Genomic DNA, 16595 nt, shown 5'->3' on the forward strand with positions numbered 1-16595 from the left:
GGATTTAAAATTTAAAATCTAAAATTAGAACATGAACTACGGAAACTTAATACGAATCGCCATACGGGCCCTCGCGAACAATAAATTCCGGGGTTTCCTGACCATGCTGGGTATCATCATCGGGGTCGCTTCCGTGATCTCGATGCTCGCCATCGGGCAAGGATCCAAGCGAAGTATCCGGGAACAAATATCGGAAATGGGATCCAACATGATCATGATCCGCCCGGGAAACGGGAAATTCGGGGGAGTCAGACAAAGTGCCAGCAGCATGCAAACACTCAAGCTGGAAGATTTCGAGGCGATCACCCGGGATGTCAGCCTAATCGACAAGGCAACCCCGATGGTCAATTCCAGCGGTCAAATCATCTACGGGGCCAACAACGCCCCGACCTCCGTGTACGGGATTAACCAAGACTACTTGGATATACGAAAATTCTCGGTTGACCAGGGAGAAATGTTCACGGAACATGATATAAAAACAGCCGCGAAAGTGTGCGTTGTCGGGCAAACGGTCGTGAATAACCTGTTCACAAAAGGAGAAGACCCCCTGGGAAAAACCATCCGGTTCAAATCAACGCCCTTCCGGATTATCGGGGTACTTACTCCCAAGGGATACAACTCCATGGGACAAGACCAGGATGACATGATCCTCGCCCCCTACACCACGATACAAAAGCGCATACTAGCCATCACGTACATCAACGGGATCGAGGCATCAGCCATCAGCGAGGAAGCATCGGAAGAGGCCATAGAGGAAATATCCGCCATCCTCCGGCAAAACCATAAACTGGCCCCGGGAGACGAGGCAGACTTCCACGTCCGTTCACAGGAAGAATTAAGTTCCATGCTAAGCACGACGACAGATTTAATGACCGTGTTATTGGCATGTATCGCGGGAATATCCTTGCTTGTCGGGGGTATCGGGATCATGAACATCATGTACGTATCGGTAACGGAACGCACGCGGGAAATCGGGCTTCGTATGTCCATCGGGGCAAAGGGACGGCACATCCTGTTCCAGTTCCTCATCGAAGCCGTGATCATCAGCGTAACGGGAGGTATTATCGGGGTTATCCTCGGCATAGGCTCGTCACTCATTATCAAATACGGGATCGGCTGGCCCGTGTACGTTCAGGTGTATTCCGTCGTACTCTCGTTCTTGGTTTGCACGATCACCGGAATATTCTTCGGCTGGTACCCGGCACAGAAAGCATCCCGGTTAAACCCGATCGACGCCATACGATACGAATAGGGTTTGCCTTCGGCAAGTTACAGGTTTGCAAGTTACAAGTTCGCGTGACTTGTTTTCCAAACTTGCAACTTGTAAACTTGTAACCTGTAACCTTTTTAATATCTTTGCAAGTGGAGAAAGACTATATAATGCAAAAGGCAAGAAACAAAAAAATATTAATGGGAGCCATCCACATCATTGGCTGGGGCATATTCTTTGCCCTCCCGTTCTTTTTTTATCGTGGGGAAGGGGTCTCGATTACCCTAAACAGATATCTAGGATATTGTTTCGTTCCGCTGTCTTGCCTGATCATCTTTTACGTGAATTTTCTCTGGTTGATTGAAAAACAACTCTTCCGCCGGAAAGTAATCCTCTTCATTCTAAGCAACATCGCCGTTGTTCTCATCATGGGGGTGGCACTCCATTTCTGGCAAGACTTTCACAGGGCCCATTTATCGGATCCTCTCCCGGAAGCTTTACAAGCAATAAAAGATTCTTTTCCGAAACCACCCCGCTACGTGTTTATCGCCCGGGACATGATGCTCATGGCCCTTACCGTGGCTCTTAGCGTGGCGATCAAAATGACAGGGGGATGGTACGAAACGGAAAATGAAAAACAAGAGTTGAAAAAAGCGCAGGCAGAAGCGGAACTTCAAAACCTGAAAAGCCAGCTCAACCCTCATTTCCTGTTCAACACGCTGAACAACATCTATTCCCTGATAGCGATAAACCAGGACAAGGCCCAGTACGCCGTTCACGATCTCAGCAAAATGCTTCGTCACGTGCTGTACGAGAACAACCAGCATTTCGTACCCATAAACAAAGAATTCGAGTTCATGAAAAGTTACATTGAACTCATGAGCCTGCGTTTACCCAAAAATACCCGGCTGGAAATTTCCATCCCGGAACAGGCGAACAATAGCATGATCGCCCCGCTTCTCTTTATCCCCCTACTGGAAAACGCCTTCAAACACGGGGTTAGTAGCACACAGGAATCGTTTATCAACATCAAGTTTGACCTCCAAAACGGGAACCGGATTGATTGCCGGGTAGAGAACAGCAATTACCCCAAGAAAGATAACGACCGTAGCGGTTCGGGTATCGGGCTGATAAACCTGCAACGCCGACTGGAACTACTCTACTCCGGGAAATACATTTTCAATAGAGAAATACAAGACGATAAATTCGTCACGCAACTGATTATTCAACTCTAAAACCTCGAATGCCATGACCTTAAACTGCCTGATCGTGGATGATGAACCGTTAGCTCTCGACTTACTGGAAAGTTACGTGAGCCGGACCCCCTTCCTGCACCTCGTGGCCCAATGCGACAGCGCGGTGAAAGCGCTCGCGGTAATCGAAGAGGAACCGGTTGACCTGGTGTTTCTGGATATCCAGATGCCCGAACTCAACGGGCTGGAACTCTCCCGCCTCGTGAGCAACAAGGTCAAGATCATCTTCACCACCGCCTTCGAGCAATACGCACTGGAAGGTTTTCGGGTAGATGCTATCGACTACCTGCTGAAACCGTTCAATTACTCGGAATTCCTCCGGGCTGCCACGAAAGCCCTGCGTTGGATCGAGATGAGCCGGGCCGAGAACGTCTCTTCCAAAGTACCGGATTCGATCTTCGTGAAAAGTGACTACAAACTCATCCAGATACAACTGAAAAATATCCTCTACATCGAGGGACTCAAAGACTATATTCGCATCCAGACCGAGGACAAGGAGGGCGGTATCCTCACGCTCATGAGCATGAAATCCATCGAGGACCACCTACCCGGTGATCTCTTTATCCGGGTGCATCGCTCCTATATCGTCAATATCAACAAAATCAAAACCATCGAGCGGAATCGTATCGTGTTCGGGAAACTCTACATTCCCATTTCCGATTCTTACAAAGACCGTTTCATGGAATTGCTGGACAAACGAGCAATTAATTGAAAATTGAAAATTGAAAATTGAAAATTATCCCTACCTTTGCGAAGAGATAATAAGTCAATGCTAATATCAAGATAATTTGAACGATTGAACGTGAGGTATTCAAACGAATTCTTCATCTTTAATTTTCAATTTTCAATTTTCAATTGTTATGAGAAAAGACGAAAGATATAATCAACGAGGGGTGTCCGCATCCAAAGAAGACGTGCACAACGCCATTAAAAACATCGACAAAGGTATTTTCCCGAAAGCCTTCTGTAAAATCATACCCGATTACCTCGGGGGACAGAAGACCTATTGCAACATCATGCACGCCGACGGGGCGGGAACAAAATCCTCGCTGGCATACATGTACTGGAAAGAAACGGGAGACCTTTCCGTGTGGAAAGGCATCGCGCAGGACGCCTTGATCATGAATATCGACGACCTCATCTGCGTCGGTGCCGTGGATAATATCCTGCTCTCTTCCACGATCGGGAGAAACAAAAAACTGATCCCCGGGGAAGTGATCGCCGCGATCATCAACGGAACCGAAGAACTGATCGAAGAATACCGGAAACTAGGCGTCAACATCTATTCCACGGGAGGCGAAACCGCCGACGTGGGCGATCTGGTGAGAACAATCATCGTGGACTCGACCGTGACCTGCCGGATGAAACGTTCCGACGTGATCTCCAACGACCGCATCAAAGCGGGAGACGTCATTGTCGGCTTGGCCTCCTACGGACAAGCTACCTATGAAACCGAATACAACGGCGGTATGGGCTCCAACGGCTTAACTTCCGCCCGCCACGACGTGTTCGCCAAATACCTGGCAACCAAATACCCGGAAAGCTACGATAATTCCGTACCGGAAGAACTCGTTTACTCCGGTCAATGCAAATTAACCGATAAGATCGCCGAATTGGGAATTGATGCCGGCAAACTGGTATTATCCCCGACGCGTACTTACATCCCGGTAATCAAACAAGTTCTTGACAAATACCGTAAACAAATTCACGGAATGATCCACTGCTCGGGCGGTGCCCAGACCAAAGTGATGAACTTCGTGGAAAACATGCACATCGTGAAGGACAACATGTTCCCCGTTCCTCCCCTGTTCAAGTTAATTCAAGAACAATCGGGGACCCCGTGGGAAGAGATGTACAAAGTTTTCAACATGGGCCACCGCATGGAAATCTACGTGGATGAAGAGATTGCCGACGACATCATCGCTATCTCTAAAAGCTTTAATATTGATGCCCAAATTGTGGGTCGTTGCTACGATCACGAAGAGGGAGAAGGTAATAAGCTCACGATTATCAGCGAACTCGGGAAGTTCATATACTGAACCGTGGGTTTCATTCTTAAAACCTATATATAAAGAAACCGTCCGGAATCCGGACGGTTTCACTTTTCTACTCTCTCGCCGATTGCAGCATCTTTCGAATCTGGTTCTTCACGTTGATCTGGGCACTATCCACTTTTGCCCGTTTCGAGGGGATGAATAAATCCTTGTATTTCGCTTTCGTGATCTTGAACTTCATCTTCTCCAACGACCCGTAGATATCCACACCCAGCTTAAACGGGACCGGAGATTTCAACACCGAAATATGATAATTGAAAGTCATATCTATCTTATGCTCACCGCCCACGGCAACTTTATACCGATCCACTTCCACCAGGAAAGGGAATACCTCGATCATCCCGTTCTGAATCCGGAAATCCACGGACACGCTATCAATCAAATTCCGTTCCTTATTCTTGAACATCAACATCTTTGATATCTCGGCGAAGGTCTCCCCGTCCATCAACACCAAATCTTTACCGTCAATATAAGCGGCAGCCCGTAACGTGGGGAGATCGACCATCATGGTGGAATCCAGATCGGTCTCGGCCGCCATGTGGAAATCAACCAATCCCTCGAACGAACGCAACATCGGGACAATCGTATCCAGAGAAGGCATGAAATCAATCAATGAACCCACGTCGATATCATCCATCCGCAGATCAAACCCCGTATACGCTTTCTCCTTCGAAGAAGCCTTGTACAACATGGTAGTCCTCACGTCTGCCGCCATAGAACGCATGCTCAAATCGGACAACTCGATACATTGGTTCTGCATCACTACCTTACCATGAATACTATCCAATTCCAATTTCCCGTACAAAACCTTATTAATATTCGTCTCGAACGTGAAGTTAATCCCGGGAGGGACGACGAAAACAGACATGGTAGAATCCGCCACGTAAGTCGAATCAGCCGCCAGGTTAACATCCGACAACTCTTCCTCGCTCAATTCATCCTCCGCACCCCATTTCATGTTCACCCGATTGGCCTCTCCCACCTCCATAGCCTTCATCAACTGGTTGCAATCAATCCTGTCCGACTTCACCTTCAACTCCGCTTTCAACTCCTCCTGTCGTAAAAATGCTCCCGCCAGATTATACACCTCTCCGGTCAGCAACACGTCCGAACGTCCTAACCTCAATTTCGCCCCGTTCAGCTTGATATGTCCGGGACTCAAAGTCACTTTCGTCCCCGGCATCTTCACACGCAACGGGAACATCGGGGTATACATCCGCAAATCTTTAAAACCGATCACGCCATTCGTGTTCCACTGACGCTTGTTCACCTTGTCCGGAACCCCGGACAGATCAAACCCGGCATTGGCCAATCTCAACCGGTTACCCCGGGCCTTCACTCGCAGGCTATCCATTTCCACCCTGGCTTTCACCAAGGGCAATTTCTTATCTTCCGCCGAAGGAGATAACGCGAAATTCGCCTTACTATTCCCCATCCGAAAACGCACGGAATCACCCATGACCAGATCAATCCACCCGATACGGATATCAGCCGACATAGAGGCTACCGCCGTCGTGTCCCGCAGAGGAGAAGTTTTCACTTTCACATAAGAAGTATCCATGTGGAACACCAAAGCATTCTTCCATTGAATATCGACACTATCAAACCCGAATATCCCGTTCAACAGATTCTTCTCCTGCAAAATTGTCTTGTCTTCCATGTTCGTCCCGAAACCTAATATCACGGACTTTGAACGCAATCTTAAACTATCCTTCTCACTGGCAAGCAACACGTCATGCAACCGACATCCGCCCCGAATATCCAGCTTTCCATAATTCTTATTCTTCAAATCGGCAAGCAAAACATTCGCTCTCAATCCGGCATTCAAGCCCCCCTTCAACGTCACACCCTCTTGTACCGGGAATATCTTGGGTAAAACCGAAAAATCCACGTCTGCCTTCACCTCTGCCGTCAACCGGGGATTCGTGAGTAAATAATCCACCCGACCATTGATATCCACGTTAATATCTGTTCCCTTCACGTACAACTTATTCACTTTCAAGAAAGAAGGTTCATCCTTCTGCAAATCAACCATTCCCTCCACGTCGACATCCAACTTATCCAACGCGTAGGGCATCCCCGCGTACTTCACCGCCCCGTCATTTATCTTGAAGCGGGCGTTCAACACGGGCACTTGTTCTTTCCCGTATTTCCCTTTCAATGTACCCCGGCACAACACCTCTCCCGAAACCGTCACGCCCTCATCCGGTTTGAGAATAGTCTCCGGCACAAGTTCAAGTATCGTTTTTAAAGAAGGTACCTTTATCCCGAAAGTCAGATCCACGTCCAACAAACGCGCCACGGTATCCGCCTGCAAACGACCGCCCACACCGAACTTGATCCCGTTCACCTGCATGACGGCCTTATCCAACACGTAGAGCAAAGAATCTCTATTCAGGTGCATACCCGTCTGTAACCCGAACTGCAACCGCTTCACGAGTAAATTACCTTCCTGCCAAAAAAGTACGTTCTTGGCCTTCATTCCCAGTTGCAGATTCGCATTCCGTTCCATAAAATCGCCCTCGATCTTCAACCCCAACCCTTCCAGACGGGCGTAAAGTTCGTTCGCCCGATCATCAAACACGAGCCGACCGTCCACGATACGGATATTGCGAATATCAATCCGCTCTGCCAACTTCTCCCGAACCGAATCGGTTTCTACCACCGCGGTATCGGGCTCGGACACCCGAACCATATCCCAACCGGGAACCCCGTTCGTATCAATATAAGCATATATATGAGGCTCCTCCAACCGGAGTTCCTTCACGATCACCTCTTTATTGGACAAATAAGCCATCGGGTTCACGGTCAACCGACAACGCTTGAAACTCATCAAGGAATCCGTCGCCGCGTAGACATTCTCTCTACCCGAAGTATCCTGAAACACCTTCGTCACCACACTACCGTTTCGTATTTCCAGACCGAAATCAGGGAATGTCGAGAAAAAAGTCAGTTCGATCGAGTCAAAATGTACCTCAGCATTCAAAAATTGGTTAGCACTCTTCTCCACGATAGGAGTCAACTTCTCCGGGGTAAAAATAAAATTCAGCACGATACCGATTGAAGCTGCAACCAGTAATACCAACACGAGAAGAGAAATTAAAAAATACTTTAGCAAACGGACCATTATAATTTTAAATTTTAAATTTTAAATTTTAAATTCCAGCCGCACGGAAGATCGCCTTCGGCGAGTTACAAGTTACAGGTTACATTTGCCTCCGGCAAGTTACAAGTTACCGAAGGTAATCCCCATAAATCAAATACTTGTTCCTCACTTTCATGAACTCTGCCACCTCATCCTGCCACCCGGCTCGGATTTCTTCTTCCGTTGCCCCGTCCTTGATTTGTTGCCGCACTTTAGCATTTCCCACCAGCTTGTCGAACAAGGCGTTGAAAAAAGGCTCCTTGCCTTTATACTCCCGATAAGCCAACAATAACCACGCCAAATTCAGACGTTTCATTTCTAAAATAGTCTTATATTCCCCTTTCAAATCCATGCCGTGACACACTTGTCCCGAACATTTAGGCGTCATGCTCATCCCCTTGATCGGTTTGGGCACGTAAGAATAAGGCATACCTTTCAAACCGGGATGACCGAACACCTGAAACGGCCGTAACGTCCCTCGCCCCTCGTTAATCGCGGTCCCCTCGAAAAAACAAGTCGACGGGTAAAGCATGACGGAAACCGAATCCGGTAGATTCGGAGACGGGGCATAAGGCAGAGCCACGGGTTGCTCCCTTTTCCATCCCTCGCAAGGCATCACGGTCAAATCACACGAAACACCATCCTTTAGCCATCCTTCCCCGTTAATCATCCGGGCATACTCCCCGATCGTCATCCCGTACACAACCGGAACCGGATGCATCCCGACAAACGACTTGAACTCTTTCCGCAACACCGGCCCGTCCACGTAAAAAGCATTCGGATTCGGGCGATCCATCACGATCAGGGGAATATCCTGTTCGGCACAAGCCTCCATCACGTAATGCAAAGTAGACAGGTAAGTATAGAACCGTGTCCCCACATCCTGCATATCAAAAATCATCACGTCAATACCTTCCAAGTCCGCCGACGACGGTTTCTTCTTCTTCCCGTACAACGAGATCACCCGCAAGCCGCTACTCTTATCCGTGTAATCCCCGATCGTCTCCCCGGCATCGGCCGTCCCCCGGAAACCGTGTTCCGGGCAAAAGATACGAACCACGTGAATACCTTTCCCCAACAGGAAATCGACACTATGCGTTGTATCCACCCGAGACGTGTGATTGGCCACGATCCCGACACGTTTCCCTTCCAGTAGATTCCGGTAAGCATCGAAACGCTCGATCCCGTGCCGCACATTCACGGAAATAGCATCCGTACAAGCGGATGCTATCACCAAAAATAATATAAAATATCTCATCGACTATTTTTTCACCTCTTTCTTATCCTTGAAATCTATCACCATGGTGTTCAGGACAGCATCTACCTGTTTCATCATATCCCGCTTCTCCTCGTTCGGGTAATACACGTATCCCATCATGTAAATCACACGCTGGTGTTCCTGATCCAGCACCACGTTCAACTCGTAAGGTCCGGCCATAAAATCATTCACGACCGTCCACAAGCCGCGGAACAATATAGCGTAATGCCCGTTATACTGGTATTGCACCGCTGTATAAGGAACTTCCAAATCCAATGCCATATACGAATCTTTACGGGGTCCGGGAATATACTTCTGCAACTCCTCGTTTACCCGATCCAGGATAATCACGTTATTAAACTGGCTCTCGTGTTCATATTTCTCCGTGAAGAAAATAATTCCCTTACTATTCTTCGTTGTCTCGCTCGACATCCACACGAAATTGGTCGTATCCTTGTTCACGTAATATCCGGTAGGACAATACAACAGGATATCATACTTGTTCTTGAACAAATTAAAGATATGGGAATCGGCCGTTTTCTTGTAAATGGCCACCAGACGGTCACGCTCCGCCTTGGCATACGTTCCGAGAATCGTCAACTTGTTCTCGTCAAACAGCTTGAAAAACGTTTTCTTATCCGGGGCCGCTATCTTTATATACTTCTGTGTCTTTGCCCACGGGCTATCGACATACTGAACGTACGCTGAATCAATAGAAGGAGATATCACCACCTGTAACACGTTACGGTGTCCCTTCATATTCTTGTCGAAATACATCTCCGGCAGATTCAACACGTCAAAAACAGGTTCCGCCTGAGGCAACCCGTCTTGTTCCTGACCGAAAAAAGCCTTGATCGTGTCCCCGACATTACCGTCCCATAGATTCTTATCGGCAATAATCAACACTTGATTGATCTTTCCCGAAATACCAGGCATCAGGTTCTTGGTCGTCTCCTTACAAGACCCCAACACCAAAATCATCGCGAAAACAAATATTAAACCCTTCATAATAATTGAAAATTGTTAGAACTTACTATTGGCCTCGTCCAAAATACCTTTCACTGACCCCACGATAATCTTGGCCTCGACCATCACAGGTATCCGGTACTCGTCGTCACTCACCCAAACCTTCATATTCTCCCCACCTTTAAAGACGTCTCCCGCCACCAGCAAGGGTGAAAAAACGTGACACATCCGGCGTCCGCTATCCGTCTTCACCTTCTCTTTCCCCAGGTAACGGACGTACAAATCATATATCTTATCATCCAGGAGAATACGTATCGGGATCTGATCTCCTTTCTTATAATTATCAAAATCCAGTTCACGGGCATACCACGCAACCGACAACATATCGTAAGTATCCGGCAACAACTTGATCGTATCCTGCCGCTTGTACTTTCCGATCTTGTGGACTTCCGATATAACCCTGCCGCTATCGTAATCCCACACGTAATCGAACGTCTTGTGATAACTACCCTCGTGTGCCTTTCTCGAAAACTCGTAAGGCTTGTAAGTCACGCTATCATGATACGAGACGAGCGTGTCTCTCAGCTTGAACACCCAGTCCCACGAGGGATTAGAATACCCCACGGCGAATATCCGCTGAGCGTTCGGATATTTGTCGGAAGGCTCCACGGTCATTTCTACCGCGCCCGCGTTAATCCAAATAAAGCTCCAGTTGTAATAGCCCCTGTAAGTCAGTTTCTCTATCACATTCGGCAACTTCTTCTGCGACACCGCGGGCAGGCTTATTAATAATGCAATTATCAGTATAATCGTTCTCATCGATTAGTTCTATTTCTTTTGTTATCCTTCTCTGTATTCTTCTTTTTACTCGGATCTTCTCTCTTATACGTTTTACTCATGTCAAAGTCTTGCTCGACATCAAAATTTTTCTTCAATTTTATTTCCACGGGCAAATATTTCACTTCCTCCGGTTGTAAATGCTTCAGGTAATTACCCGTATCCCATTTCCCGTTCCCGTTCCGGTCAAGGATCGCCCGGATCATATACGTCCCTTCATTCAGATAGTCAAAGACCACTTTACCGTTCCCCTTGATCGTCCGCTCTTCCAAGATCTTTATCTCCTTATCTCCCTGGTAAAGCTGCAAAATAATCGGGGTCGTGGCTTCCTGCACGTTGACGATAATATTCCCGTAATCTTCAATCGCTTTCGTCTTGAAGCTTTTCTCCAACTTATTGTTATACAACCCGTAAATACTGTAAATACCCATCGAGTCGATCGACAACTGGTACTCGGTCTCCGGCTTCCATTGCTTCTCCACGTAATATCTACGGATTTTCAGGCTATCGTGTTTCACGTTAAAGTCCGTCGGAACCCAAACTGAATCCACTTTCTCCGACAACTTGATACTCTTCAATCCCTCCTCGAAAATCGGGCGATCAAATTCCAGCGTGATACTCCTGTTCAAATCCACCGTTGCCCCCAAACCGGCCTTAATTTCCATGAACTTGATTTCCGGGATAGAATCCTTCTCCTTGTTCCGTTTGCCACGAGGTAGCGGTTTATCTTTATAGAAGAACTTGGTCGTATCCGTGAACATGGTCCGTTTCCCCAGAGAATCCGTCCGCAAGTAACTCACCTCCGCCACCAAAGAATCAATCTTGTACACGAGAGAATCCTTGATCCACATCTGGATCGTATCCCTTCCGGCCGAACGTTCCTCGATATACCAGTCATCCTGGTTCGCTTTATCCAACAAATGCACCCCGAGCAAACGCACGCTCAATTGATTCTCGGCCGGAAGACTGAATATAAAATCCAATCGTTCCCGTTCTTTCCGCAATTCATCTACCATGTACAACTGAACCTTCTCCTCGTTGAACATCGGGATAAACAAGTTGGTCGGCCCGAAAGCCGTGAAATCACGCCGGATAATCGTATCCCGAGACAACACCCTGAACTCCATACCTTTTTTCGTCCGTCGTCCCTCGACAACCGTCGTGTCCGGATGAATCGTGTCGTAAATTGTCTTCGGGAAAGATATCGTCCGAATCAAGGAATCTATAAACCCGACCTTCTCCTCCGTCGGCAGGAACTTGTTATCCCGGTTGGCATCGTCGATCGCCAACACCCGGTAATCGGCATTCTTGATATTCGTCACCCGGAACATTCCCGCGCTATCCGTTCTTGCCACGTAACTGGGCAAATCGAGAATCGCTGCCGAATCCGCGTGATTCTCGTAAAACATCACCGTCGCTCCCAACACGGGCAATTGCGTCTCCATGTCGATCACCTGTCCCCCCAGCTCCATCGAATCCAATTGAGGCCCCGTGGAGAACACGTAACGATAGAATCCCAAGGGGTTCCCCTCGTTATTATCAACAATCGCATCGGCGAAATCAAGCGTGTACGTGGTGTTCGGCTTCAGCGTATCCTGGAAAGTCACCCGGACATACTTCCCCCTCAAGCTCACCTTGGCCTTCTTCTTTGCCGGGGGAGACATCACGAACTTGTTGGCAATCTCCTTTAACTGAATATATTCGTCAAAATAAATATCTATCTGCTTTCCCTTGAAATTCGTAGAATAAGATTCCGGCACCTCCTTCACCACCTTCGGCGGCGTCTCGTCCTTCAATCCTCCCTGCGGGTAACCCCTGTTCGCACAGGCATATATAATCAACGCCACTATAATAGCAACAAAACAGAATCCATTCCAATAAAATCTATTCATAGTCCTCAAAAATATTAACTTTACAAAACTAGGGAAAAAAAGCTAAAATCCTTTCAATTTTAGATTTAAGATTCAAGTTTTTTTAGATACCGCCTGACTTTCCAAGACAAGCGACACTCACCCGAATCCCCCTGATTTTACACAACTCCGCCATACATGCCCGAACAGTAGCCCCACTCGTTATAACATCATCAACCAACAACACGTGACAACCTTCAAGTCCCTCGACATTCTCCAGTCTAAAAGCATCAGCCACGTTCCCCGCTCGTCGCTCCCGTTCCAGTCCGGTTTGCGAAGGGGTATTCACAACCCTCTTCAACCGATCCGATTCCAATCGTACCCCTAAAACTTCTGCAATCCCCGTGCCAATCAAAAACGCCTGGTTAAAACCCCGTTCTCTCTCCCGCTTCGGATGTAACGGCACGGGAATAACGCGATCAATCCCGTCCGCATTTCCCATTCTCTCCCCCAACATTCTACCCGCCCACACGCCTAACTCCCGATTTGACCGGTATTTCACGGCATGCACCAGCCGATGATAATCACTTCCCCTGTCATAACGAAACAACCAGTACAAATTCTCGATCCCCAAATCTCCCCGCATCTCCTCATCCGCTTCCTCGTCCATACCCTCGTTCAAAGGCAAACCACCCAAACATCCCGAACACAAAAACCGCTCTCCTTCCACCAAAACGTCACCACAAACCACGCAAGTACGGGGAAAAAGTAACCTTAGAAACGGGAACACAGAACTTTTCATTCTAAAAGAGGTTATTAATTTTAAATTTCAACCGCACAAAACCAGCGTTTTTTTCATCCTAAATTCCTTCAAATACTTCCAACCTTCGGCAACACAAGCTGCCGTGAACAAGGCGCCCCGCAGGGGATTATCCATTTTAGATTTAGAGATTTTAGATTTTAGATTTTAGATTCCCACTGCACAAGGCCAGCGTTTTTTCATTCTAAATTCTAAATTTTAAATTCTACATTTCTCTGAAATGAACCTTATAAACTTTATGGACTCATTCACTGTTTTACAAAATTGTAAGTAATCGTTCCCGCCTGTCGTTCCGGGGCATTCTCGTCAACGTTGAACTCCGAACTTAAAGCCGCATCCACCGCGACCTCCCGCAAACAATCATCCTTACGGGATTCCGCATCCACGACTTCCGCTTTAACAACACGCCCCTTACGATTCACGATGACATTCACGACCACTTTCCCGCCAAACTCGCACTTGAAAATAGGAATCGGCAAATAGGTCTTGTAACGTCCTTTTATATTATACGACACGCTACTTTTTCCCACGTATACCGTAGATCGCAGCGAATCCAACATCCGTTCCTTCTTATCCCGGAGAGCCCGGATACTATCCTCGTTATAATGCTTGTCTTTATTCGCCCGGTAACGATTACCGTAGCTCCCGCCTATTTCCTCCCGTATCTGCTCGATGTACTCCTCCACACGTTCGTGCGCCTCCGCCCCCTCGTTCTTCTTCACCGCATCCTCATTCACCGCCAGCGAACGCAACATCTCGCGCACCTCGTCATCGGCACTCTGCCGGGCAATCTCCTCTTTCTTCTTGAGTTCCTCCTGCTTTTGCTGCACGATTTCCGGTTCCGGCATATCCAGCTCAATCTCCATCCGGCCTTGAGAATCCAACTTGGAAATCCCCACGCAAACTAGAAAAATAGCCAGCACAAGATGAAAAATCACCGTCCCCATAACCCCGTGACGATGCACCTTCAACCACTCCATGACGGAACTCTTTATACCGGAAAAATCAAACTGCACGCTCATAACTCAACCTATTTACTCAAATTTAATCGCTTTCACCGGACTAATCTTAGATATCAACATCGTGGGCACGATCAGCATCAATACGGTCACCGTGATCACACCCAGATTCAACAGGATCACGTACCCGACACTGAAATTAACCGGCACCGTATCCATATAATACGTCACCGGGTCAAGATGTATCACGTGAAACACAGCCTGCACACCCGCCAACACGAACGCCAGCACGTTCCCCCACACCATCCCCTTCACGATCAGACCCGCCGATATATACAGGAACAATTTCCGAAGCGACACGTTCTTGTATCCCAACGCCTTCAATATCCCGATCAATGACGTCTTATCCAGTATCAGGATCAACAACCCCGACACCATGTTAAACCCGGCCACCGTGACAATCAGTATCAGAATCACCCACACGTTCATGTTCAGCAACGCCAACCAGTCAAAAATCTGCGGGGCCACGTCGGCAAGCGTTCGCACCTCGTAATTCCCGCTCATATCATACACGATATCTTCCACCTTCCCCCCGATTTCGCTCACCCGATTCACATCCTCCAACTCCACGGCCACTCCCGACACCTCACCCGGTCCCCAATCGTTCAATTTCGCCAAATGTCGTTCGTCCACCAACACCATCACGTCATCATACTCCTTGAACCCCGTATCGTAAATCCCGGCCACCGTGAAAACCCTTGCCCGTGGCGGTTCCTGCACGAAATGAGCCGTTATCCTTCCGCCCACTCCCACTTCCAGCATATCCGCCACCGACGACGAAATCAATATCTCGTTCGAAGCCCGTTCCGAGCTAAAATCAGGCATATCCCCCTCCTTCAGGTTTTGCCGGAAAAAGGCAACATCATACCCGGCATCCATCCCCCGTAGCACCACCCCGTGAATCTCCTCCTGACTCTTGAAAATAGCGGGTTTCTCGATATAACCGTACACGTTTTTCACCCCCTCGACCCGCTTCAACACGCTGACCAGCGAATCGGCCTCCCGCACCACACCCCCCTCTCCCGTCGACCCGGGAATAAAAGGGACCACGTTCAGGTGAGCCGTGAACCCCGACAACTTATCCGTGATCTCGTGCTTGAAACCCGTGATAATAAACAAAGACAGTAACATCACGCACAATCCTAACGCGATCCCGACGATAGCGATCTTCACAATCGGAACCGACGCGGATTTCGTGGCATCCCCTTTCAACAACCTACGCGCGATATACCATTCTAAATTCATAACCATTGAAAATTGAAAATTGAAAATTGAAAATGAAGAACGACTTCACACCAACATTTCAATTCTACTATTATAATTACGCGAAACTACGAAAACAAAATTCTTTTCCCAAACATAACCTCGCCTCGTTAAACAGCAACAAATATACGGATTTATTCACTAAACCCGAAAATACTTGCTTGATGAAAAAGCACCCTTATCCTTTCGCATGAAGAACAAATATACATGCACCCCTTCCATCACCGGTAATCCCGCATCCGGGATAGTAAACTCCGCCCGGCAATCCCCCCTTTTCGCCACGACCCCGGGAAGTAATTTTGGAGCTTTCGGATAAGAATCGTAAAAATACCCCACTCTCAACCCGTCCGACATCCGGGACAATTCCCGATTCTCCCGATTCTCCCAAGTCACGATTAACGTCCACCCTTTTCGTATCACTCGCGCATTCATCGGCTGGAACAACTTCCCCACGCTAAATTCGAAAGACGGGAAATCCACCACTCCTCGTTCATCACAAGCCGGCGCGTTCGCACGATGAAACTTCGCCCAACGATTCTGTTCCACCGTCCCCGAAGCTACATCCCAAATAGGAATTTCCTCTATCTGTCGGAAATAAAACCCTTTCAAATAGAACATCATCTTAAACACGGCCCTCGCTTTTACCTGTTCCGGGGTTGGCACTAATAGAGTGCCATCTTTTTTCTTTCCCGTGACCAACCGGGCATTCCGGCTTTTACACTGGCACAATTTCCCGGACTTATAATAATACGTAATCCCATTCATTGACCATTTTTTTCTTTGACTTGATAATAAAATCTCCATAACTCTGTTCTTTTTATTTATTAAACTTGATTCTCAACATTTTATCGCTATCCCGCCGCACGCTCAACAGTATCTCTCGCCACACGCTTTAGTATATTCTCTACATATCAATATAA

General features: G+C 47.7%; 13 protein-coding genes. 4 read left to right on the forward strand and 9 right to left on the reverse strand.

What is annotated here, in order from left to right:
* The first annotated feature begins 31 nt into the window (after positions 1-31).
* The 4 genes from DWW52_RS06835 (at position 32) to DWW52_RS06850 (ending at position 4502) form a co-directional block, all read left to right on the forward strand.
* The gene (locus DWW52_RS06835) at positions 32-1252 is read left to right on the forward strand and encodes an ABC transporter permease (protein ID WP_118714714.1); all 1221 of its coding nucleotides are present in this window, start codon (positions 32-34) and stop codon (positions 1250-1252) included.
* A gap of 128 nt (positions 1253-1380) precedes the next feature.
* Entirely contained in the window at positions 1381-2445 is a 1065-nt protein-coding gene (locus DWW52_RS06840) for a sensor histidine kinase (protein ID WP_118714715.1), read from the forward strand.
* Positions 2446-2458: 13 nt separating this feature from the next.
* On the forward strand, positions 2459-3175 hold the full coding sequence (locus DWW52_RS06845; RefSeq protein ID WP_118714716.1) for a LytTR family DNA-binding domain-containing protein: 717 nt from the start codon (positions 2459-2461) through the stop codon (positions 3173-3175).
* Between the two features lie 148 nt (positions 3176-3323).
* Positions 3324-4502 carry an AIR synthase related protein gene (locus DWW52_RS06850; RefSeq protein WP_118714717.1) on the forward strand — a complete coding sequence of 393 codons (1179 nt, stop codon included), beginning with the start codon at positions 3324-3326 and terminating at the stop codon, positions 4500-4502.
* 67 nt (positions 4503-4569) lie between these two features.
* Here DWW52_RS06850 and DWW52_RS06855 read toward each other — a convergent pair whose 3' ends face one another.
* From DWW52_RS06855 to DWW52_RS06895, 9 genes are all read right to left on the reverse strand, one after another.
* On the reverse strand, positions 4570-7644 hold the full coding sequence (locus DWW52_RS06855; RefSeq protein ID WP_118714718.1) for an AsmA-like C-terminal region-containing protein: 3075 nt from the start codon (positions 7642-7644) through the stop codon (positions 4570-4572).
* A gap of 106 nt (positions 7645-7750) precedes the next feature.
* Complete coding sequence (locus tag DWW52_RS06860; RefSeq protein ID WP_118714719.1) at positions 7751-8920, reverse strand: exo-beta-N-acetylmuramidase NamZ domain-containing protein; 1170 nt, start codon at positions 8918-8920, stop codon at positions 7751-7753.
* 3 nt (positions 8921-8923) lie between these two features.
* Positions 8924-9928: a DUF4837 family protein gene (locus DWW52_RS06865; RefSeq protein WP_118714720.1), complete on the reverse strand. Its 1005-nt coding sequence runs from the start codon at positions 9926-9928 to the stop codon at positions 8924-8926.
* 15 nt (positions 9929-9943) lie between these two features.
* Positions 9944-10705 carry a DUF3108 domain-containing protein gene (locus DWW52_RS06870; protein ID WP_118714721.1) on the reverse strand — a complete coding sequence of 254 codons (762 nt, stop codon included), beginning with the start codon at positions 10703-10705 and terminating at the stop codon, positions 9944-9946.
* Positions 10702-12615, reverse strand: a complete 1914-nt coding sequence (locus tag DWW52_RS06875; protein ID WP_118714722.1) for an Ig-like domain-containing protein — start codon at positions 12613-12615, stop codon at positions 10702-10704. The genes DWW52_RS06870 and DWW52_RS06875 overlap by 4 nt, the downstream gene beginning before the upstream one ends.
* Positions 12616-12697: 82 nt before the next feature.
* Complete coding sequence (locus tag DWW52_RS06880; protein WP_118714723.1) at positions 12698-13375, reverse strand: ComF family protein; 678 nt, start codon at positions 13373-13375, stop codon at positions 12698-12700.
* Between the two features lie 266 nt (positions 13376-13641).
* Positions 13642-14415, reverse strand: coding sequence for an energy transducer TonB (locus DWW52_RS06885; protein ID WP_233556746.1), 774 nt, complete (start codon positions 14413-14415; stop codon positions 13642-13644).
* A gap of 12 nt (positions 14416-14427) precedes the next feature.
* The gene (locus tag DWW52_RS06890) at positions 14428-15657 is read right to left on the reverse strand and encodes an ABC transporter permease (protein WP_118714987.1); all 1230 of its coding nucleotides are present in this window, start codon (positions 15655-15657) and stop codon (positions 14428-14430) included.
* Positions 15658-15816: 159 nt separating this feature from the next.
* Positions 15817-16440 carry a hypothetical protein gene (locus DWW52_RS06895; RefSeq protein WP_118714724.1) on the reverse strand — a complete coding sequence of 208 codons (624 nt, stop codon included), beginning with the start codon at positions 16438-16440 and terminating at the stop codon, positions 15817-15819.
* Between the last annotated feature and the right edge of the window lie 155 nt (positions 16441-16595).

The sequence above is a fragment of the Odoribacter sp. AF15-53 genome (assembly GCF_003479425.1).
Classification (GTDB): domain Bacteria; phylum Bacteroidota; class Bacteroidia; order Bacteroidales; family Marinifilaceae; genus Butyricimonas.